15 protein-coding genes and 1 riboswitch are annotated in these 20533 nt (G+C 73.6%); of the genes, 7 read left to right on the top strand and 8 right to left on the bottom strand.

The features are described 5' to 3' along the window. Window positions 1-216: 216 nt before the first annotated feature. Both ACSLTV_RS02420 and ACSLTV_RS02415 read left to right on the top strand, forming a co-directional pair. Window positions 217-1509 carry an ATP-binding protein gene (locus tag ACSLTV_RS02420; protein ID WP_432134937.1) on the top strand — a complete coding sequence of 431 codons (1293 nt, stop codon included), beginning with the start codon at window positions 217-219 and terminating at the stop codon, window positions 1507-1509. Next, entirely contained in the window at window positions 1506-2225 is a 720-nt protein-coding gene (locus ACSLTV_RS02415; RefSeq protein WP_435611530.1) for a LuxR C-terminal-related transcriptional regulator, read from the top strand. The genes ACSLTV_RS02420 and ACSLTV_RS02415 overlap by 4 nt, the downstream gene beginning before the upstream one ends. Here ACSLTV_RS02415 and ACSLTV_RS02410 read toward each other — a convergent pair. Further along, on the bottom strand, window positions 2116-2796 hold the full coding sequence (locus tag ACSLTV_RS02410) for a hypothetical protein (RefSeq protein WP_432134935.1): 681 nt from the start codon (window positions 2794-2796) through the stop codon (window positions 2116-2118). The two genes, ACSLTV_RS02415 and ACSLTV_RS02410, sit on opposite strands and share 110 nt — an antisense overlap. Before the next feature lie 172 nt (window positions 2797-2968). Continuing rightward, the gene (locus ACSLTV_RS02405; protein WP_432134934.1) at window positions 2969-4051 is read right to left on the bottom strand and encodes an NlpC/P60 family protein; all 1083 of its coding nucleotides are present in this window, start codon (window positions 4049-4051) and stop codon (window positions 2969-2971) included. Window positions 4052-4486: 435 nt separating this feature from the next. On the opposite strand from ACSLTV_RS02405, the gene ACSLTV_RS02400 reads away from it, so the two are divergent. Continuing rightward, the gene (locus ACSLTV_RS02400; RefSeq protein WP_432134933.1) at window positions 4487-4840 is read left to right on the top strand and encodes a hypothetical protein; all 354 of its coding nucleotides are present in this window, start codon (window positions 4487-4489) and stop codon (window positions 4838-4840) included. Here the strand turns inward: ACSLTV_RS02400 and ACSLTV_RS02395 are convergent. Next, window positions 4818-5795, bottom strand: a complete 978-nt coding sequence (locus ACSLTV_RS02395; protein ID WP_432155397.1) for a hypothetical protein — start codon at window positions 5793-5795, stop codon at window positions 4818-4820. The two genes, ACSLTV_RS02400 and ACSLTV_RS02395, sit on opposite strands and share 23 nt — an antisense overlap. 92 nt (window positions 5796-5887) lie before the next feature. Then, the gene (locus tag ACSLTV_RS02390) at window positions 5888-7069 is read right to left on the bottom strand and encodes an NlpC/P60 family protein (protein ID WP_435611529.1); all 1182 of its coding nucleotides are present in this window, start codon (window positions 7067-7069) and stop codon (window positions 5888-5890) included. Between the two features lie 8 nt (window positions 7070-7077). Continuing rightward, a riboswitch (cyclic di-AMP (ydaO/yuaA leader) is annotated at window positions 7078-7248 on the bottom strand. 258 nt (window positions 7249-7506) lie between these two features. Here ACSLTV_RS02390 and pcrA point away from each other — a divergent pair. After that, window positions 7507-9978, top strand: coding sequence for a DNA helicase PcrA (gene pcrA / locus ACSLTV_RS02385; protein ID WP_435611528.1), 2472 nt, complete (start codon window positions 7507-7509; stop codon window positions 9976-9978). 80 nt (window positions 9979-10058) lie between these two features. Here pcrA and ACSLTV_RS02380 read toward each other — a convergent pair whose 3' ends face one another. Both ACSLTV_RS02380 and ACSLTV_RS02375 read right to left on the bottom strand, forming a co-directional pair. Then, window positions 10059-11675, bottom strand: a complete 1617-nt coding sequence (locus ACSLTV_RS02380; RefSeq protein WP_435611527.1) for a peptidoglycan DD-metalloendopeptidase family protein — start codon at window positions 11673-11675, stop codon at window positions 10059-10061. A 72-nt stretch (window positions 11676-11747) separates the two neighbouring features. After that, the gene (locus tag ACSLTV_RS02375) at window positions 11748-12635 is read right to left on the bottom strand and encodes an esterase/lipase family protein (RefSeq protein ID WP_435611526.1); all 888 of its coding nucleotides are present in this window, start codon (window positions 12633-12635) and stop codon (window positions 11748-11750) included. A gap of 411 nt (window positions 12636-13046) precedes the next feature. On the opposite strand from ACSLTV_RS02375, the gene ACSLTV_RS02370 reads away from it, so the two are divergent. Beyond that, complete coding sequence (locus tag ACSLTV_RS02370; protein ID WP_432134919.1) at window positions 13047-13469, top strand: cobalamin B12-binding domain-containing protein; 423 nt, start codon at window positions 13047-13049, stop codon at window positions 13467-13469. Window positions 13470-13498: 29 nt separating this feature from the next. On the opposite strand, the gene ACSLTV_RS02365 is transcribed toward ACSLTV_RS02370, so the two are convergent. Then, window positions 13499-15112, bottom strand: coding sequence for a DUF5691 domain-containing protein (locus ACSLTV_RS02365; RefSeq protein WP_432134918.1), 1614 nt, complete (start codon window positions 15110-15112; stop codon window positions 13499-13501). A 208-nt stretch (window positions 15113-15320) separates the two neighbouring features. After that, entirely contained in the window at window positions 15321-16712 is a 1392-nt protein-coding gene (locus tag ACSLTV_RS02360; protein ID WP_435611525.1) for an SWIM zinc finger family protein, read from the bottom strand. 146 nt (window positions 16713-16858) lie between these two features. Between ACSLTV_RS02360 and ACSLTV_RS02355 the strand changes: the two genes are divergently transcribed. Beyond that, window positions 16859-17989 carry an ATP-binding protein gene (locus ACSLTV_RS02355; RefSeq protein WP_432134916.1) on the top strand — a complete coding sequence of 377 codons (1131 nt, stop codon included), beginning with the start codon at window positions 16859-16861 and terminating at the stop codon, window positions 17987-17989. After that, window positions 17986-20490: a DUF5682 family protein gene (locus ACSLTV_RS02350; protein ID WP_435611524.1), complete on the top strand. Its 2505-nt coding sequence runs from the start codon at window positions 17986-17988 to the stop codon at window positions 20488-20490. The genes ACSLTV_RS02355 and ACSLTV_RS02350 overlap by 4 nt, the downstream gene beginning before the upstream one ends. The last annotated feature ends 43 nt before the right edge of the window (window positions 20491-20533 follow it).

Genomic DNA, 20533 nt, shown 5'->3' with positions numbered 1-20533 from the left:
TGGCCCGGTGTCCGGGGCGTGCTGGTGATCTGCCATGCGTCCATGGTGGCGGGTGAGCCGCCCCGGTGGCAGTCGGAACGACCCTGGTCGGACCCTGATATCCGCCCTGACGCCCGGCCGGGGAGCCGTTCGAACCCTGCCGCGGCTGAAGATCAGGGGCGTCTCGGGGACGAACCCTGATGCCCGGCCGCCGCCGGCCGTGTGACCATCGTTGGCATGCCGGAAGCCGCAGCAGCGCCACTCCTCGAACCGCGGCCGCCGCGCAAGCTCTACCGCAGCAGTGACGGTCGCTGGCTGGGTGGCGTGGCGCGGGGGCTCGCCGGGCATCTCGGACTGCCCGTGATCTGGGTGCGGCTCGTCTTCGTCGGCCTGTTCATGGCGGACGGCCTCGGCGCCCTGCTCTACGCGGCGTTCTGGTTCTTCGTCCCGCTCGGCGTCGGCGGTGTGGAGGCGCAGAGGCCGCCGTCGCTCGTCAGCAGCGAGATCTCGCCCGACGGCCGCCGCAGACTCGTGGCCCGCAGACCGGAGAAGGGGCAGATCGTCGCCCTGCTCCTGATGGTCGTCATGGCCCTCATCTTCGTGGGCAATGTCGATCTCGGCGGGGGCGCCAAGGCCTATCTGCTGCCGGCCGTCCTCGTCGGCGCGGGCGTCGCCCTGGTCTGGCGGCAGGCGGACAACGCGCGCCGGGCCCGCTGGATCGAGGTCGGCCGCCGTCGGCGCACTCTCGCCCTGCTGCGCACGGTGGGCGGTGTCCTGCTGGTCACGGCCGGTGTCGTCGGCATCTTCGTGCTGCAGGGCTCCGCCGCACACCTCGGCTCCGTCCTTCAGGCGGCCCTCGCGGTACTCGTCGGGATAACGCTGCTCGCCGGGCCCTACCTGGTCCGGATGACCCAGGACCTGTCGGAGGAGCGCCTGATGCGCATCCGAGCCCAGGAGCGCGCGGAGGTAGCCGCCCACGTCCACGACTCGGTGCTGCACACCCTCACCCTGATCCAGCGCAACGCGGAGAACGCCGGCGAGGTCCGCCGGCTCGCCCGCGCCCAGGAGCGGGACCTGCGCACCTGGCTGTACAAGCCGGAGGGCACCGGCAAGGACGAGGCCGACGAGCCGACGACGCTCGCCGAGGCGGTCAAGCGCAACGCCGCGGAGGTGGAGGACAAGCACGGAGTGCCCCTGGAGGTCGTCGTCGTGGGGGACTGCCCGCTCGACGAGAAGACCGCGGCACAGATGCAGGCCGCGCGCGAGGCGATGGTGAACGCCGCCAAGTACGGTGGCGAGGGCGGCGCCGTGCAGGTCTACGCCGAAGTCGAGGGGAGGACGGTCTTCGTGTCCGTACGTGACCGTGGTCCCGGCTTCGACCTCGACGCGATACCCGCCGACCGCATGGGTGTCAGAGAATCGATCATCGGCCGCATGGAGCGCCACGGCGGTACGGCGCGACTGCGGGCGGTGCCCGGTGGCGGCACGGAGGTCGAGCTGGAGATGGAGAGGGCGGAGAAGACGTCATGAGCGACCCGACCGAGATGAACGCGGAGCCCGCGGAGACGACCGGTGGTGCGGGCGGACGCCATGTGCGCGTGGTCCTCGTCGACGATCACCGTATGTTCCGTACGGGGGTGCAGGCCGAGATCGGGCAGACCGAGCAGACCGGCGTCGAGGTGGTCGGCGAGGCCGCCGACGTCGACCAGGCGGTCACGGTCATCACCGCGACCCGCCCCGAGGTGGTCCTCCTGGACGTCCATCTGCCCGGCGGTGGCGGGGTGGAGGTCCTGCGCCGGTGTGCCGCGCTGATGGCCGACGCCGAGCAGCCGGTGCGTTTCCTCGCGCTGTCCGTGTCGGACGCGGCGGAGGACGTGATCGGGGTGATCCGCGGTGGCGCGCGGGGCTATGTCACCAAGACGATCACGGGCACGGATCTTGTCGACTCCGTCTTCAGGGTGCAGGAGGGCGACGCCGTCTTCTCGCCCCGGCTGGCCGGTTTCGTGCTGGACGCGTTCGCCTCGACGGACGCTCCGCCGGTCGACGAGGACCTCGACCGCCTCACCCAGCGCGAGCGGGAGGTGCTCCGCCTCATCGCCCGCGGCTATGCGTACAAGGAGATCGCCAAGCAGCTGTTCATCTCGGTGAAGACGGTGGAGTCCCATGTGTCGGCGGTGCTGCGCAAGCTCCAGCTGTCCAACCGTCATGAGCTGACCCGGTGGGCGACGGCCCGGCGCCTCGTCTGACGGGCGCGGCCCGCAGGGCGCGCACCGCCCAGCGGTAGTGGCGTACGGCGTTGATCGCACCGATGAGCCCGGTCAGCCACAGGATGGTGCCGATGCCCAGGCCGAGGGCGGCGCGGGCGTAGCCGTTCTGCCCGGCAGCCGGGCCGGCGGAGGCGACGGACGCCCAGAGGCCGATCGAGCCCAGGGCGCCGGAGGACAGCAGCCAGAACAGGCTCAGGCCGGGGGAGCGCAGGCGGGCGTCGGTCTGGGGGTGGTGGTCCAGGGCGAGCCAGGCGTCGAGGAGCCGGCGCGTCTGCCGGTCGCGGCGGATGGCGCGGGTGACGGCGACGACGGAGGGGGTGAGCGAGGCCAGCCCGAGCAGTGCGAAGACCGGGCCGAGGAGGAGGCCCGTCGGGTCCCGCTCCTCGAACTGCTGCAGCGGCAGCACCAGCAGCGCCCAGCCGATGATCGCGGCGAGCGCCAGCAGCCACAGCAGAAGGACCCGGTGCACTCCGAGGCTGTGGCGGTGCAGTTCGGCCAGGGCCCGGGCGCGGTCGGCCAGCAACGCGGTCCGGTCCGGCCAGGCGCGCAAGTGCGGCGGTGAAGGCGGCGACAGTAGGGAGCGCGACATCGGGACTCTCTTGAGGGTCGGTGAGGCGCGGCGGGGACGGTCGTGACGCTACCGTGCCACGGAGCCGGGGTCGTTGCGGCCCCCGCCGTTCCGGCCATGCCCCGGCGCCCCGACGCGGCGCCCGCTGTCTCGTTCACACCACCCGGGTCGCTCCGGCGAAGGGCATTTGGTCGATGGGGGCGACACGGACCGAGGAGGACGGGTTGGGGGCGTGGATCATCTGCCCGTTGCCGATGTAGAGGCCCACGTGGCTGATGCCGGAGTAGAAGAACACCAGGTCCCCGGGGAGGAGTTCGGAGCGGGAGACCCGTCGGCCGGCGTCGATCTGGGCGTAGGTGGTGCGGGGCAGGGAGATGCCTGCGGAGCGGTAGGCGGCCTGGACGAGCCCGGAGCAGTCGAAGGCGTTCGGGCCGGTGGCTCCCCAGACGTAGGGGCTGCCGATCTTGGAGTAGGCGTAGGCGACGGCCGCCGCCGTGCGGGAGTTGGGGGCCTGCGTGGTCGAGGAGACGGGGGTGGCCCGCAGGCCGTCGCGCGGTCCGCCCGCGGAGGTGCGTGAGGCGCGGGCGTCGCTCCCGGTGCTGTCGTCGGCCGCGAGCCGGGCCTGTTCCTCGGCGGTCAGCCGGGCGAGCAGCCGGCGGGCGGTGTCCAGCTTGCCGGTGATCGTGTTCTTGTACTGCCGCAGCTCAGCCTGACGGGACTGGAGGGTGTCGAGTTCGACGCGGGCCGCGCCGCGCAGCTGCTCGATCTCGCGGAGTTCGTTGCGCACCCGGGTGACGGTGGCGGACTGGCGGTCGTTCGCGCGTTCGGCGAACGCGGCGCCGTCGAGGTACTGGTCGGGGTCGTCGGAGAGCGCCAGTTGCACGGCCGGGTCGATCGTCCCGGTGCGGTACTGGGCCGCCGCCATCGAACCCAGCGCCTCGCGGGCCGAGTTCAGTCGCTGCGCCTTGCGCGCCGCCTGGTCCCGCAGCGTCCTCAGCCGCCGCTCGGCCTGCTGGGCCTTCTCCTTGGCGCCGTTGTACTTCTCGGTGGCCACCTCGGCCTCCTGGTACAGCTGGTCCACCTTCGCCTTGACCTGCGCGGGCGTCAGCTGCGGCTCGGCGTGTCCGGTGCCGTCGAACGCCGTGGCGGTCGCCGCGCCCGCGAGGGCGAAGGTCGCCGCGGTACGGACCGTATGGCCGCCGAGTGAGCGCTGTCGGGACTTGCGGTGCGCTGCCACCTGGGACTGCACGTCCTTTCGTACGACCGCCGCGGTACCGGGAGCGGGGGTTGCCCGGCGGCGCCCGCACGGGGGAGCGGGACGCCGCCGGACTCTCGGCGGTGGTGCCCGGCTGCCGCCCCTGGCCCGGGCGGCGGTGGGGAGCCGGTCACCTGCTGCAGGACGCTAGGCCCGCCGGTGCGGGGTCGGTGACGCGATGTACGGAAATGACACAAGCGGACAGCCCGGTGACCACACCTGACCGGCAGGGCGGGGTGTGGGCGACGGGTTGACGCGGGGCGCTGACCGAAGGCGGGGAACCCGGGGCGGCCGGGGCGCGACGGCTGCTATGGCACCGCATTCGGCGCGGGACAGTCCGTCCGGGGGCGCTCACGGGGCGCTCACGGCGGGGCCGGTGTCGGGCGGGGACCAGGGGGCTGATTAGCATCCGGCCTCATGGACGTACTCATCCATCTCTTCGTCGGCCTGCACATCATCGGCATCGGCGCGCTCCTCGGCGGGTTCCTCACGCAGATGAAGGCGATGGGCCAGGGCACCGCCCGGTTCGTCCCCGCCATGCTGCACGGCGCGGCCACCATGCTCGTCACCGGCGTGGTCCTGGTCGGCCTCGACCAGGCGGAGTACGACCACGTCAACAACGTGAAGATCGGGGTGAAACTGGCCCTGCTGATCGTGATCCTCGGCCTGGTCTACGTGCAGCGCGACGAGGAGCGGGTGGACAAGCGGCTGTTCGGCCTGGTCGGGGCGCTCACCATGGCGAACGTGTTCATCGCGGTGCTGTGGACCTGATCGCCCCGAGCGCGGAGGCGACCGCGCCCACGGCGACCGCCGTCCACACGGCCACCGCGACCCACAGCAGCCCGTGCTCCGACCGGCGGGCCCAGGGCAGATCGGCGGCGGTGGCCGCCGACGAAGCCGCCACGGCCATCATGCCCATCGGGAACACCGTCGCCCAGCGGCGCACGTCGTAGCGCGGGCGCGGCCACGCCGCCTCGGCGGCCAGCAGCACGGCGTACCAGCACAGGGCGAGCACCAGCAGGGCCGCGGTGACGGTGCGCAGGACGCCCGTGTCGTCGGCGTTCCACAGGCGCAGACCGGTGTCGTCGGCGCTGAGCAGATTGGCGCCCGCGAGTGCGGAGGTCGACAGCCCCCCGGCGGCCACCCAGTGGTCCCCGGCGCCGGTGGCGATCTCCCGGAAGTCGAAATGGGCCAGAGCGAAGGCGTAGAGCCCGAGGCCCAGCCAGAACACCACGAGCGCCGCGTGCGCGAGCCAGGCCAGGCCCTGCGCCCGGGCGAGCGTCGCGCCGAGCGCGGCGAGCGCCTGCGTGGCCACGGTGCACAGGAACACCGAGCCCGGCATGCGGTCCCGCCGGTGCCGCACGACGTCCACGAGGAGCACCGGCCACCACAGCACCGCCAGCGCCAGCAGAGCCCCGGCGAGCGTGTGCCGGCCCATCGCGGAGAACCGGGTCCCGAGCACCGCCGTCGCGGCCACGGCGGTGAGCGCGCCCGGCGTGCCCGCCTCGGCCAGCCACCGCTTGCGGTCCCACAGCAGCCGCGCGGTGAAGTCCGCCGCCAGCAGTGCCCACGCGAGCGACGCTGTCGCCAACGCGATCAGCGACAGCGTGTCGTAACCGGTCAGGTCCAGCCCGACCGACACGATGCCGGTCGCCATGACGGCGGCCCCGGCCGCCGGCGGACGCCGCCCCCACCGGTCGTACAGCGATGTGATCGTCCCGGACATGCACCGATGCTACGGACCCCGCTCCGACGCCGGAGTGGGGCGCGCACGCGGGCGGCGACAAAAACGGCCGGGCCGGGGGAGACCGGGAGCGGTCAGGCCGGGCGGACCACGCTGTGGATCGAGGACTCGCCGTCGTAGTAGATGGACTCCTCACGGACGTACGCGCCGGGCTTCGGGGCGTGGATCATCATGCCGTTGCCGATGTAGAGGCCGACGTGGCTGATGTCGCCGTAGAAGAAGACGAGGTCACCAGGCTGGGCCTGGGACAGGGGGACCGTGGTGCCGGCCTCGACCTGGTCCCAGGTGGTGCGCGGGAGAGTGACGTCGGCGGCTTTCCAGGCGGCCTGGGTGAGGCCGGAGCAGTCGTAGGAGTCGGGCCCGGTGGCGCCCCAGACGTAGGGCTTGCCGACCTGCGCGCGGGCGAAGGCGAGAGCCTTCTCGGCCTTCGTGGTGTACGAGGAGTCGGTGGCCGGAGCGGCCGCCGTCGAGCCCGAGGTGTCCGCGGTGGAGCCGGCCGGCGTCGAGGTGTCCTGCTGGGCGGCCGCCTGTCGGGCCGCTTCCTCGGCCGCCTGCCGCTCGGCCAGCTCCGCGGCCTTGCGGGCGGCCTCCTCCCGCTTCTGCCGCTCGATCTCGGCGAGCCGGGCCTTCTCCTGCGCCGTCAGCTCCGCCAGCAGTTCGCGCGCGTCGCCGAGCTTCTTCTGGACGGTGGCCTTGGCGGTCTTGAGCTCGTTCTGCGTCTCGGTCAGCGTCTGCAGGCTCTGCGACGCCTCCCGGCGCTTGCGCATCGTCTCCGACTGCTCGGTGATGTAGTCGTCGACCGCGTCCTTCTGACGGTCGGTCATCCGGTTCATCAGCTGGGACTGGTCGAAGTAGTCCTGCGCGGAGTCCGCGAGCAGGAAGGTCGCGGTGTCCGGCACGGCCGCACCGGTGCGGTACTGCGCGGCCGCGTAGGAACCCAGCTCCTCGCGGGCCGCGTTGAGCTTCTGGGTGCGCTGGGCGACGTCGTCCAGAAGGGTGTCGACCTGCTTGCGCTGCTTGGCCGTCCGCTCCTTGGCGGCGTTGTACTTCTCGGTGGCCGACTCCGCCTGCCGGTACAGGTCGTCGACCTTCTTCTCGACCTCCTCCAGGCTGGGTCTGCCGTCGTCGGAGGGCGCGGCGTTCGCCGTCTGGGAGAGCAGGGCCACGGAGGTCAGGGCGGCGGTGGCGAGGGCGGGGGTGCGGATCCCGGCCACGCGCGAACCGGCGGAACGCGGCTTGCGGTGCTGCGACGCCAAGGGAGGCGACTCCTTCCATGTTCCGCCTACCGAGTTAGCTGTCGGGTTCGGGCGGACGATCGGAAGGGTTGCCCTACGGCTCGTTCCCGGGAGGGGAGGCGGGCCGATTCACCCCAAGGTCGGTGGGTCCCCGGCTCCGGTCGCCATGAGGGGCGCGCCGGACTCGGCGGAGGCCGCGCGGCCCGGCGACGTTCGCCGGTGGGGGTCGTACGGCCCGCCCGCACGGTAGCCAACCGGTGTGGCCCCTGTGAAGGTTGATGGGTGATATGCCCGATACATTTTCGTGACCTTCTTCGTCCGGCTTCGGACGGTCACGGTGAGGCCCCGTTCGGTGAGGTGGGCGGCGCGCGCGTCAGGTGGTGAGGATCCTCACCCCCGACGCCGATGTTCCGGTACGGCGGCCGGTTGTCAGTGAGGCGCCCTAGACTCGGAGAGCGATGAGCAGCCTCTTTGACGACAGCTTCCTGGCGGACCTCCAGGCCCCCCGCGGGCACGGGGAGGAACCCCCGCCGCCGCCCGAGGACGATCACGCTCCGGAGCAGGTTCCGGACGATCTGTTCGGCGGGAAGTTCGACGTGCCCCCGGACCGGGACACCCACTACCGCGACGGCGCCCCGCGCCCCGCCCTGGACGCCGCCGCGCTGATCGAGGGGCTGAACGACAACCAGCGCGCCGCCGTCGTCCACTCCGGCACCCCGCTGCTCATCGTGGCCGGCGCCGGCTCCGGCAAGACCCGGGTGCTCACCCACCGCATCGCGTACCTGCTCGCCGAGCGGAACGTGCACCCCGGGCAGATCCTCGCGATCACCTTCACCAACAAGGCCGCCGGCGAGATGAAGGAGCGCGTCGAGCACTTGGTCGGCCCGCGCGCGGGCGCCATGTGGGTCATGACTTTCCACAGCGCGTGCGTACGCATCCTGCGCCGGGAGAGCAAGAAGCTCGGCTTCACCTCGTCGTTCTCGATCTACGACGCCGCCGACTCCAAGCGTCTGATGGCCCTGGTCTGCCGGGACCTGGACCTGGACCCGAAGCGCTTCCCGCCCAAGTCGTTCAGCGCCAAGATCAGCAACCTGAAGAACGAGCTGATCGACGAGGAGGACTTCGCCGCCCAGGCCGCCGACGGTTTCGAGAAGACCCTCGCCCAGGCGTACGCGCTCTACCAGTCCCGCCTGCGTGAGGCGAACGCGCTGGACTTCGACGACCTGATCATGACCACGGTCAACCTGCTGCGGGCCTTCCCGGACGTCGCCGAGCACTACCGCCGCCGCTTCCGGCACGTCCTGGTCGACGAGTACCAGGACACCAACCACGCCCAGTACGCCCTCGTGCGCGAGCTGGTCGGCAGCGCCGAGCACCCCGTCGACGCGCCCCCGAGCGAGTACGACGTGCCGCCCGCCGAGCTGTGCGTCGTGGGCGACGCCGACCAGTCGATCTACGCCTTCCGCGGCGCGACCATCCGCAACATCCTCCAGTTCGAGGAGGACTACCCGGACGCGACGACGATCCTGCTGGAGCAGAACTACCGCTCCACGCAGACCATCCTGTCCGCCGCCAACGCGGTCATCGAGCGCAACGAGTCCCGCCGCCCCAAGAACCTGTGGACCAACGCGGGCACGGGCGCGCGCATCACCGGCTATGTCGCCGACACCGAGCACGACGAGGCGCAGTTCGTCGCCGACGAGATAGACCGCCTGGTCGACGCGGGGGAGGCCAAGGCCGGCGATGTCGCCGTCTTCTACCGCACCAACGCCCAGTCCCGCGTCTTCGAAGAGGTCTTCATCCGCGTCGGCCTGCCCTACAAGGTCGTCGGCGGGGTCCGCTTCTACGAGCGCAAGGAGGTCCGGGACGTCCTGGCCTACCTGCGGGTCCTCGCCAACCCGGAGGACTCCGTGCCGCTGCGCCGCATCCTCAACGTGCCCAAGCGCGGCATCGGCGAGCGCGCCGAGGCGATGATCGACGCCCTGAGCCAGCGCGAGAGGATCAGCTTCCCGCAGGCCCTCAAGCGCGTCGACGAGGCGTACGGCATGGCCGCGCGGTCGACGAACGCGGTCAAGCGGTTCAACGCGCTGATGGAGGAACTGCGCACGATCGTCGAGTCGGGAGCCGGCCCGGCGACCGTGCTGGAAGCCGTCCTGGAGCGCACCGGCTACCTCGCCGAGCTGCAGTCCTCCACCGACCCGCAGGACGAGACCCGCATCGAGAACCTCCAGGAGCTCGCCGCCGTCGCCCTGGAGTTCGAGCAGGAGCGCGGGGAGGACGAGGCGAGCACCCTCGCCGACTTCCTGGAGCAGGTCGCCCTGGTCGCCGACTCCGACCAGATCCCCGACGAGGAGGACGGCGACGGCGTCATCACGCTGATGACCCTGCACACCGCCAAGGGCCTGGAGTTCCCGGTGGTGTTCCTCACCGGCATGGAGGACGGCGTCTTCCCGCACATGCGCGCCCTCGGGCAGACCAAGGAGCTGGAGGAGGAACGCCGCCTGGCCTACGTCGGCATCACCCGCGCGCGTGAGCGGCTCTACCTCACCCGCTCGGCGATGCGCAGCGCCTGGGGACAGCCGTCGTACAACCCGCCCTCCCGCTTCCTGGAGGAGATCCCGCCCACGCATGTGGACTGGAAGCGCACCGGCGCCACCCTGGCACCGCCGACCGGCGGCGTCGCGTCCTCGCTGTCGTCGTCCCGCTCCCGTTCGTCGGCGTCGGGAGCGTCCGGCTTCGCCACCAGCCGCACCACCGACAAACCGGTGGTCGCCCTGGCCGTCGGTGACCGTGTCACCCACGACCAGTTCGGCCTGGGCACGGTCGTCGGGGTGAAGGGCACCGGAGCGAACGCGGAGGCGACCATCGACTTCGGCGACGCCAAACCGAAGCGGCTGCTGCTGCGGTACGCGCCGGTGGAGAAACTCTGACCCGCTCCGGCCCGGGGCCGATCCACAAGTGAGCCCCCGCCGAACGGCGGGGGCACGCGCACCTCAGCGACGGGGCCGGATCAGGTCGGGTCCAGTCCGTGGCTGCGCAGCCAGGCCAGCGGGTCGATGTGCGAGCCGCCGCTCGGCCGGACCTCGAAGTGCAGGTGCGGGCCGGTCGAGTTGCCGGAGTTCCCGGAGTACGCGATCGGGTCGCCGGCCTTCACCGTCGTACCGGAGGCCACACGGTAGCTGGAGAGGTGGCAGTACCAGGTCTCCGTGCCGTCCTTGGCGGTCACGATCATCATGTTGCCGTAGGCGCTGTTCCACTGGGTCCGCACGACACCGTCGGTCGCGGCCATCACGGTGGTGCCGTAGGAGACCGGGAAGTCGATGCCCGTGTGCATGGACATCCAGTTGACGCCGGACTGGCCGTAGTAGGCGCTGAGACCGTGCTGGCCCACCGGGACGGCGTACTTCGGGCGCAGCCGCTCCTTGCGAGCCGCCTCCGCCAGCGCCTTCTTCCGCTCCAGCTCCTGCTGCGCCTTGAGGTCGATGCGTTCCTGCTCGCGGCTGACCCGGTCGCTGAAGTCGTCCGCGCCCTCCCGTACGTCGAGCAGCTGGGCGGCCAGCTTGTCGTTCGCGGCGGACGCCTTCACCACCGGCGCGTCGGCGGCGGTGGCGCTGGTGTCCGTGTCGTCCCCGGTGAGCGTGCCCACCGAGGCGGCGGCGATCCCGGCGACACCCATCACGCACACCGACGGCACGGCCACGGTCAACAGCGCGGAGCGCTTCGCGGGCGTACGGCGCCGGGAGCGGCTGCCACCGCGCGAAGCCGCCCGGGGGGCCGGTACGGGAGTGACGTCCTCCTGCGCGTCGAGGAGCAGCTCGCCGGGCGCCTGCCCGTCCTCGTCCTCGGCGTGCGGAAGCGTTTCTACGACGGGCAGCTCGCCGGTGGCCGCCGGCTCGGCGTTGTCCTGGTACGGCTCGGCGTCGTCCTGGTAGGGGTCGCCGGTGTCCTGGTACGGGCCGGGGCCCGGCGTCGGCTCACCGTCCGCGGTGTTCCACTGCGTGGCGTCGTAGGCGCCGGTGTCGAAGGACTGGGTACCCCACTCCCACTGCTGGGTCCGGTCGGCCGACCCCGCGGGCTGGTCGGCCTGCAGCCAGGTGCTCGCGTCCCACTGGCCGCTGGTGTCGGGGGCGCCCTGCTGCTGGGGGACCAGCTGCTGGTAGCCGGCGGACCAGGAGGTGGTGTCGTAGGCGCCCGTGTCATAGGCGGCGTGGTGCTGGGCCGCGTACGGGTCGTGGTTCAGCGTCTGGTGGCTGCTCGTCGACCACTGACCGGAATCGTAGGCGCCGGTGTCGTACGTGCCGGTGCCGTAGCCGCCGGTGTCGTACGTCCCGGTCGCGTAAGCGGCGTCACCGAGCCCCGTCGTCGGGTGGGCGCCGGTGTCGTACCCGGTGTCATAGGAGGTGAAGCCGTCGTACGCGGCTTCCTGGGTGCCGTACGACGCGTAGGGCGCCGAGGCGGCTTCGGAAGCCGATGCCGGGGTGGTCATGGTCCCCGACGGGTGACGGTCGTTCACCAACTTCTCTTTCGCCTCGACAACAGGGGCTGCCAGAGCAGTGCGGTGACTGTACCCGGCGGTACGCGGGCACGACAATCTTCGACGGGTTTCGGAGCCCGGGGAAACGGGCATTCGGCCGTGTTTCGGGGGACCGCGGGCACGACCTTGGCTCTATGTTCGAGAGCTGTTCGAGAGAGAAACGGGTCAGGCGACCGTCAGACCACCGGCCCGGGCCTCCGCCGAGGCGGCCGGATCCGCCGCCGGGCCCTCCGCGTCCAGCGCCTGCCGGACGCCCATGGCGACCGCCGGGTGCACGGGAAGCGCGAGATGGCCGATCCCCGTCACGCGTACGTTCACCGCCCGCAGGTCCGGGTGGTCGACGCAGGCCGACTCCAGCGGGTCCATGATGTGGTCGAGGTCGCTCCAGAAGCCGACGAACCGGGTCCGGCAGCCCGGCGCGGGCTCCTTCAGCTCCTCGATGACCGCCGACCCCGGACGCATCTGGCGCGCGATCGGGTGCGCGGTCGCCAGCCGCGCCACCCGGGTGCCCGAGTGCGGGGTGCCGAGCGTGACCAGCGTCCGTACCCGGGCGTCGCCGCCCAGGCGCTGCACGTAGTACCGGGCGATCAGCCCGCCCAGGCTGTGTCCCACGATGTCGACCCGTCGGCTGCCGGTGCGGGCGCAGATGCCCTCTATGTGGCGGCCCAGCAGCTCCGCCGCCGTGCGGATGTCGCAGGTCAGCGGCGAGTAGTTGAGCGACTCCACCTGGTGCCTGCCGTGCTGGGCGAGACTGCGCCGCAGCAGGACGAAGACGGAACGGTTGTCGATGAACCCGTGCAGCAGCACCACCGGGGGAGCGCCCTGGGCCGGCAGCTGCGCCGGCTCGGCGGTGTCGCCGTCCCCCGGGGGCAGCGCGGGCGGAGTGCGCCGTTCCTGGACGATGCCCGACGGATAGAGGACGAGATGGCCCGCGAGGATGGCCAGCTCCAGGGCGGTCGCCTTCAGGAGAGTCACGGAGAGTCCCGCCAGCCTGCTCGGCAGGAGACGCTGACAGAGCGGAAGCAGGGGCTCCAGGGCCCAGGTGACCTTCATGGCCGACCTCCTGTCGGCACACGACGGGACGCCCGTGTCCCCCGTGTGCCCTCGTGGGAGGCCGCGGCGGAGGTGGACGACGGGGCGCGCGAGGCGAGCCCGCCGTGCCTTCGCCGATCCGCCGTACCACCACGATGCGCGGCCCTGTGGCGCGGTGGTGCGGCGACCTCGGAGCGGCTCCCGGTGCGCCCGTTCCCCCGCCAGGAAGGGGAACCGTGCGCGGTGAAAGTGTCCCACCGTGTGATTTCCCCCTCCCTCTCCACCGCGAAACTGCCGGTTGCGGGATGCTGGCGATAACGTTCGTTCACTTCCCCGCCCGGCGTGGTGCGGGGTGTCCGTCGGTACGAATCGGTGTGCATGGATTCAGCAGGATCCGGTACGGATGGATGTAGTCGCTTCATGGAGGCAGTGATGGGTGTGGCAGCCGGTCCGATCCGCGTGGTGGTGGCCAAGCCGGGGCTCGACGGCCACGATCGCGGGGCCAAGGTGATCGCGCGCGCGTTGCGCGACGCCGGTATGGAGGTCATCTACACGGGCCTCCACCAGACCCCGGAGCAGATCGTCGACACGGCGATCCAGGAGGACGCCGACGCGATCGGCCTGTCCATCCTCTCCGGGGCGCACAACACGCTCTTCGCCGCCGTGATCGAGCTGCTCAAGGAGCGGGACGCGGCGGACATCCTGGTCTTCGGCGGGGGCATCATCCCCGAGGCGGACATCCCGCCGCTGAAGGAGAAGGGCGTCGCCGAGATCTTCACACCCGGCGCCACCACACAGTCGATCGTGGACTGGGTCCGGGCACACGTCCGGCAGCCGGCCGGCTCGGGCAGCTGAGCCGCAGTCCGTGACCTGGGGTCGATCCGTCATGGTGCCTCCAGCTCCTGTCGCATCACCCCGCGCAACCGCAGGGTCGTGACCAGCCGCTGGAACGCCTCCGCCCAGTAGCCCCCGGCACCGGGCGAGGCGTCCTCCGGCTCCTCGGGCACCGCCAGCAGCGCGTCCAGCCGGCCCGCCTCCGACGGGTCGAGACAGCGCTCGGCCAGCCCCATCACCCCGCTGAAGCTCCACGGGTAGCTGCCCGCGTCGCGGGCGATGTTCAGCGCGTCGACCACGGCCCGCCCGAGCGGCGCCGCCCACGGCACCGCGCACACGCCGAGCAGCTGGAACGCCTCCGACAGACCGTGCGCGGCGATGAAGCCGGCCACCCATTCGGCGCGTTCTCCGGCCGGCAAGGTGCTCAGCAGCTTGGCGCGCTCGGCCAGGGACACCGCTCCGGGGCCGCCCGCCTCCGGCGCCGACGGCGAACCGAGGAGCGCCCGTGACCAGAGCGCGTCCCGCTGCCTCACGGCGGCCCGGCACCAGGCCGCGTGCAGCTCCGACAGCCAGTCGTCGGCCACCGGCAGCGCCACGATCTCCTCGGGCGCACGGCCGCCCAGCCGCGCCGGCCAGGCGCCCAGCGGGGCCGCCTCCACCAGCTGGCCGAGCCACCACGACCGTTCGCCCCGCCCGGTCGGCGGCCTGGGGACCACCCCGTCGCGCTCCATGCCCGCGTCGCAGTCGTGCGGCGCCTCCACGACGATCGTCGGCGTCGGCTGCGTGAGGTCCAGTGCCACGCAGGTGGCGGCGCGGGCGGCCATCCGAGCCGCCAGGGCCGACTCCGGCAGGGCCGACAACAGCTCGGCGGCGGTCGACCGGACGGTACGGGAACGGTCGGCGAGCGCCTGCTCCAGGAAGGGCTCGTCGCGCGGGCCGAGACCCGTGCGCAGCGAGTCCAGGAACATCAGCCGGTCCTCGGCACGCTCCGTCGGCCAGGTGGCGGCCAGCAGCTCCCGGGCGGCGTCCGGGGTGCGCGAGCGCAGCGCCGCCAGCAGGGCGACCCGCTCCGCGAACAGCCCCTCCTGCCACAGCCGCCTGACCTGCTCGGTGTCCTGGGCGCCGGGCAGGGACGCGCCACCGCCCGGTGTGGCGCGCAGGGCGAACCGCCAGTCCGGGTTGAGCCGGGCCAGCCACAGGGCGCGTGGCCCCGCGAACTCCAGCGCCGCCGGCCGCAGGTCCGTACGCCCGCGGGCCGCGTCCAGCAGGGCCGGAAGCGCCTGCGGTGGCGCGCCGTAACCGTGCGCGTTGGCAGCCGCCAGCCACTGGGGCAGCAGCTCGATGAGGTCGGGGGTGGCGCCGCGCCGGCCGCCGCCGGCCGCGCCGGGCCGGTCGGCCAGCAGCAGGGCGAGGCGGCGCGCCGCCGCGGGCGGAAGCGGCCGGCGCGGGTCCTCGGGGGCCGGATCCGGGCGACGGGCTGCCGGGCCCGGGCGCAGTCCGGCGCGGCGCCGTACGGTCTCGGCGGCCGCCGCGTCCAGGAGCGCCGAGGGAGCGTCGGGGCCCGGCGGCACCCCGGGGGGCGTCCGCCGGTCGGTGCCCAGGAGCGCCGCGGTGACCAGCGCTTCCCAGGCGCCGGGCGGGGCCGCGGCCGTGGTGCCGTTCATGGGGGTCCCTTCCTGGCGCTGCCGGTGTTCCTGGCGCTGCCGGTGTTCTTGGTGCTGCCGCACCGGTCGGTCCCCTCGGGCTGGTTGTTCCTCTTGTTCCTTGCGGTCCAGTTGCTGCGGGTGGTGAGGGAGACGCTGTGTGGGGCCGGGTGTCCTCTGCGGCCGCACGTATGCGTGGCGGCGGGAGGCGACGGGCGCGAGGAGTGAGTCAGCACAGGGCGACGGCCTCCCCGGGGCCGGCAGGCCACGCCGTCAGGGGCGTGAAGCCGCGGTGGCCGCACTCGCCGAAGACCTTGACGGGGGCGCCGCCGGACAGAGCCACCAGCCGCCACAGACCGGGGCGGGCGGCGGCGCCCGGCGCGAGGGGGAGCGCCGTGTCCCCGGCGGCATCCGCGAGTTGCCACGACGGGCCGTCCGGTACCGGGACGACGTCGTCCAGCGTCACCGGCACGGAGTCCAGCCAGGGGTCCTCACACAGGGCGTCACCGTAGTGGGCGGCCGCCGTGCCGGTCGACACACCCGGCGGCCGCGCGCTGGTGGGGACGGGCGGGGAACGGCGCTCCGTCAGGGCCGCGCGCCGCCGGCCGGTCTCCGGAAACGCGGACAGCTCGGCGTCCACGGCCAGCCCCACCGGGAGCGCCAGCTCCGGAGTCCGTCCGGCGGCGCCGTACGACAGGAGCAGCGCCGTACGGCCGGTGCCGGTGCCGTACAGCCAGATCCGGCGGGTCGTCAGCTTGGCGTCCGCGGTGTCGTACTGGGCGAGGACCAGCCAGTGGTCGCGCTCCGGCGGCCCCTCCGCCGCACCGGTCAGGCCGACGCGGGAGCGGACCGTCGCCACCAGCTCCTCGGGCAGCCGCGCGCGGCCCAGCCAGCCCCGGTCCAGCAGGTGGAGCAGCGCGCACTCCTCCAGCAGCCGCACCGGCCAGTCCGGGCCCGACCCGGGGATCGAGCCCAGCTCCCGCACCCGGGACGCCAGCCCGGGCGCCTGCGCGTCGACCATGCGGGCCGCCGTCTCCTCCCACAGCCCGTACCCCGCCTGCTCGGCCGTGGCCAGGCCGGAGCGCAGCAGGTCGGCCAGGCGCTGCTCCAGCTCGGTCGCCCCCGCCGTGATCCGCTCGGCCCGGCGCTCCGCCCGCCGGCGCGCCGCCTCGCGGTCCACCGGGCCGGCCGGGGGCCGGGCGCCCCCGCCGCCCGGCCCCTTCTCTCCACCCGCCCCCTCTTCTCCCCCCGCTCCACGGCGCTCGCGCCGGCCCGCGAGCCATGCCTCCGCCCACTCCGGCGCCGCCCGCCCTCCGGGGACCGCCGCCTCACCGCCCGACCAGAGCAGCAGCAGCCCGAGAGCGTGCTTGCACGGGAACTTGCGGCTCGGGCAACCGCACCGGTACGCCGGTCCGCCGGCGGGGTCCGCCAGGTCCACGACCGTCCGGTACGGCGTACGGCCGCTCCCCTTGCACAGACCCCACACCACCCCCTCCTCGCTGCTGCCCGTCCCCGACCACGCACCGGCCGAGGCGAGTTTGCTCCCCGCTTTGCGTGACGCGTCGTCAGGCGCCAGTTCCAGCACCTGGTCCGCGGTCCGGCGCACCCCCTGCTGAGTCATACCGAAGACCGTAGGCCCACCCACTGACAATCGGCCCGGACGTAGCTCGGAGCAGACCATTTTCCCAGGTCAGGGCCGACTGTCAGTGGGGTGGTGCAAGGTGGGAGCCAGATCCGAACCGGCCGAGCTGGAGAGGGGGACCAGCTGTGTCTGTGTCCGTGGAACCGAGGTCCGTGGACCTGGCGGAGGAGAAGCAGACCGAGGCGTTGCGACCGCACGCCGAGGACGCGTTCGCCCATGAACTCGCCGCGCTGGCACGGCAGGACGACCGCCCCCGACCACCGCGGTGGAAGCTGTCGCCGTGGGCGGTCGCCACCTACCTCCTGGGCGGTACCCTGCCGGACGGCACCGTGATCACGCCGAAGTACGTGGGTCCGCGCCGCATCGTCGAGGTCGCCGTCACGACACTCGCCACCGACCGCGCCCTGCTGCTGCTCGGCGTGCCCGGCACCGCCAAGACCTGGGTCTCCGAGCACCTGGCCGCGGCCGTCAGCGGGGACTCCACCCTGCTGGTGCAGGGCACGGCGGGCACCCCGGAGGAGGCCATCCGCTACGGCTGGAACTACGCGCGACTGCTCGCCCACGGCCCGAGCCGCGACGCCCTCGTGCCCAGCCCCGTCATGCGGGCCATGGCCCAGGGCATGACGGCCCGGGTGGAGGAGCTGACCCGTATCCCGGCCGATGTGCAGGACACCCTCATCACCCTCCTGTCGGAGAAGACCCTGCCGATCCCCGAGCTGGGGCAGGAGGTGCAGGCCGTACGCGGCTTCAACCTCATCGCCACCGCCAACGACCGCGACCGCGGGGTCAACGACCTCTCCAGCGCCCTGCGCCGCCGTTTCAACAGTGTGGTGCTGCCGCTGCCGGCCAGTGTCGACGCCGAGGTGGACATCGTCGCGCGCCGCGTCGACCAGATCGGCCGATCCCTCGACCTGCCGGCCGTGCCCGACGGGGCGGACGAGATCCGCCGGGTGGTCACGGTCTTCCGGGAACTGCGAGCCGGGGTCACCGCCGACGGCCGGACGAAGCTGAAGTCGCCCAGCGGCACCCTGTCCACCGCCGAGGCCATCTCTGTCGTGACCGGCGGCCTCGCCCTCGCCGCCCACTTCGGCGACGGTGTCCTGCGGCCCGGCGACATGGCCGCCGGTCTCCTCGGCGCGGTCGTCCGCGATCCGGCCGCGGACCGGGTCGTCTGGCAGGAGTACCTGGAGGCCGTGGTCCGCGAGCGCGAGGGGTGGACCGACTTCTACCGGGCCTGCCGGGAGGCGGCCGGATGAGCGGGGGACGGGGGCAGGGGCCCCTGCTGCTGGGGGTACGGCACCACGGGCCCGGCTCCGCCCGGGCCGTGCGGGCGGCGCTGACGGCAGCCCGGCCGAGGGCGGTGCTGATCGAGGGACCGCCGGAGGCCGACACACTGCTGGCGCTCGCCGCCGACGAGGACATGCGGCCGCCGGTGGCCCTGCTCGCCCACGCCGTCGACGAGCCCGGCCGCTCCGCCTTCTGGCCGTTCGCCGCGTTCTCCCCGGAGTGGGTCGCGCTCCGCTGGGCCCTGGAGCAGGGGGTTCCGGTCCGCTTCATCGACCTGCCGGCGGCGCACACGCTGGCGTGGCAAGGGCGGGAGGACACGGGCACGGGAGAAAGGGGCTGGGGAGGGCCGAGCGGTGGGCAGGGCGACGCAGACCAGCCCGGGGCGGGCCGGGCCGCGGCGGGGCGGGCCGACGGGGAGCCGGGCGACCCGGCGGAGCAGGGGGAGCCCGGCGGGGAGCACAGGGGTCTGGGGGAGGGAGCGGGGGAGCCGGAGGGCCATGGGGAGGGGCTTCGGCTTGATCCCCTGGCCGTGCTCGCCGAGGCCGCCGGGTACGAGGACGCGGAGCGCTGGTGGGAGGACGTCGTCGAGCACCGGGGCGGGGGCCCGGCGGGACCGTTCGCGCCGTTCGCCGCGCTGGAGGAGGCGATGGGAGCCATGCGGGAGACCCAGCCCGACGGGCAGCACGAGCGGGACGCCGTGCGCGAGGCGGCGATGCGGCTCCAGGTGCGGGCGGCGGTCCGGGAGTTCGGGGCCGACGGGGTGGCCGTGGTGTGCGGAGCCTGGCATGTCCCGGCGCTGCGGCGGCGGACCACCGTGTCCGCCGACCGGGCTCTGCTGAAGGGGCTGCCGAAGGTCAAGGTGGACACGACCTGGGTGCCGTGGACCCACCGGAGGCTGGCGCGGGCCGGAGGATACGGGGCGGGCATCAGCTCGCCGGGGTGGTACGGCCATCTGTTCGCCGCCCCGGACCGGCCGGTCGAGCGCTGGCTGACCAGGGTCGCCGGGCTGCTCCGGGAGGAGGGCCGGACGGTGTCCCCCGCGCACGTCATCGAGGCGGTGCGGCTGGCGGACACGCTCGCCGCGCTGCGCGGCAGGCCGCTGCCCGGCCTCGGGGAGGCCACCGACGCGGTGCGGGCGGTGCTGTGCGACGGCTCGGACGTGCCGCTCGACCTGGTGCGGGACCGGCTGGAGGTGGGGGACGTGCTGGGCGAGGTACCGGCCACGGCGCCCGCGGTGCCCTTGCAGCGTGACCTGGACCGGCTGCAGCGGCGACTGCGGCTCAGGCCGGAGGCGCGGGAGCGGGAACTGGAGCTGGATCTGCGCAAGGAGACCGACGCGGAGCGCGGCCGCCTGCTGCACCGGCTGCGACTGCTCGGCGTCGAGTGGGGCCGGCCCACGGCCTCACGGGCCGGCACGGGCACCTTCCGGGAGACGTGGCGGCTGCACTGGGAGCCGGAGCTGTCGGTGCGGGTCGCGGAGGCCGGCGTGTGGGGGACCACCGTGTGCGCGGCGGCCACCGCGAAGGCGGAGGCGGACGCCGTCGGCGCACAGACCCTGGCCGAGGTCACCGGCCTCGCCGAGTGCTGTCTGCTCGCCGAACTGCCGCGGGCGCTGCCCGCCGTGATGCGGGTCCTCGCCGACCGGGCGGCCCTCGACACCGATGTCGGTCACCTCGCCCAGGCCCTGCCCGCGCTGGTCCGTTCGCTGCGCTACGGCGACGTCCGGGGCACCGGCACCGGGGCGCTGGCGGAGGTGGCGGCGGGTCTCGCCGAGCGGATCTTCGTGGGGCTGCCTGCGGCCTGCGCCGGACTCGACGCCGACGCGGCGGAGGAGATGCGCCGCCACGTGGACGCGGTGCACGGGGTGGTGGGGCTGCTGGGGGATGCCAGCGGGGAGCCCGGTGGTGAACCCTGCCGAGCCGCCACCCCCTCCGGCCTCCCGGCCCGGTGGCGGGCGGTGCTGCGGACGTTGGCGGGGCGGGACAGCGTGCCGGGAGTCGTGCGGGGGCGGGCCGTACGGCTGTTGCTGGACTGTGGGGAACTGGAGCCGGACGAGGCGGCGCGCCTCATGGGGCTCGCCCTGTCGGTCGGGACGCCACCGGCCGACGCGGCACTGTGGATCGAGGGGTTCCTCGGGGGCGGCTCCGGAGGGGGGATGCTGCTGGTCCACGACGAGCGGCTGCTGGCCCTGGTCGACGAGTGGCTGACCGGTGTGCCGGCGGAGGCCTTCACGGATGTGCTGCCGCTCCTGCGGCGGACGTTCTCCGCGTACGAGACGGGGGTGCGCCGAACGCTGGGCGAGCTGGTGCGGCGTGGGCCGGCGGAGCGTGGCGAGGTGACGGGGGCGGGGGCGGCGGCCCCGGGGTTCGCGCCGGAGCCGGACCGGGCGCGTGCGGAGGCGGTGCTGCCGGTGGTCCGGCTGCTGCTGGGGGCGCCGGAGGGTCGGAGCAGCGCGGGTGTGAGGGCGTGACGGCGCAGGCGGGCCGAAGCACCGGGAGGCGAGGAGGAGGAAC

Origin of the sequence: Streptomyces sp. bgisy159, assembly GCF_965341775.1 — a bacterium.
Taxonomy (GTDB): Bacteria; Actinomycetota; Actinomycetes; order Streptomycetales; family Streptomycetaceae; genus Streptomyces.
The sequence above is the reverse complement of the archived record's forward strand: the minus strand, read 5'-3'. Positions and strand labels throughout refer to the sequence as shown.

Excerpts from the sequence above, each read along its gene's own strand:
- ACSLTV_RS02420 (WP_432134937.1), top strand. The coding sequence starts at position 217 with ATGCCGGAAGCCGCAGCAGCGCCACTCCTCGAACCGCGGCCGCCGCGC.
- ACSLTV_RS02415 (WP_435611530.1), top strand. The coding sequence starts at position 1,506 with ATGAGCGACCCGACCGAGATGAACGCGGAGCCCGCGGAGACGACCGGT.
- ACSLTV_RS02400 (WP_432134933.1), top strand. The coding sequence starts at position 4,487 with ATGGACGTACTCATCCATCTCTTCGTCGGCCTGCACATCATCGGCATC.
- ACSLTV_RS02395 (WP_432155397.1), bottom strand. The coding sequence starts at position 5,795 with ATGTCCGGGACGATCACATCGCTGTACGACCGGTGGGGGCGGCGTCCG.
- pcrA (WP_435611528.1), top strand. The coding sequence starts at position 7,507 with ATGAGCAGCCTCTTTGACGACAGCTTCCTGGCGGACCTCCAGGCCCCC.
- ACSLTV_RS02380 (WP_435611527.1), bottom strand. The coding sequence starts at position 11,675 with ATGCCCGTTTCCCCGGGCTCCGAAACCCGTCGAAGATTGTCGTGCCCG.
- ACSLTV_RS02375 (WP_435611526.1), bottom strand. The coding sequence starts at position 12,635 with ATGAAGGTCACCTGGGCCCTGGAGCCCCTGCTTCCGCTCTGTCAGCGT.
- ACSLTV_RS02370 (WP_432134919.1), top strand. The coding sequence starts at position 13,047 with ATGGGTGTGGCAGCCGGTCCGATCCGCGTGGTGGTGGCCAAGCCGGGG.
- ACSLTV_RS02365 (WP_432134918.1), bottom strand. The coding sequence starts at position 15,112 with ATGAACGGCACCACGGCCGCGGCCCCGCCCGGCGCCTGGGAAGCGCTG.
- ACSLTV_RS02360 (WP_435611525.1), bottom strand. The coding sequence starts at position 16,712 with ATGACTCAGCAGGGGGTGCGCCGGACCGCGGACCAGGTGCTGGAACTG.
- ACSLTV_RS02350 (WP_435611524.1), top strand. The coding sequence starts at position 17,986 with ATGAGCGGGGGACGGGGGCAGGGGCCCCTGCTGCTGGGGGTACGGCAC.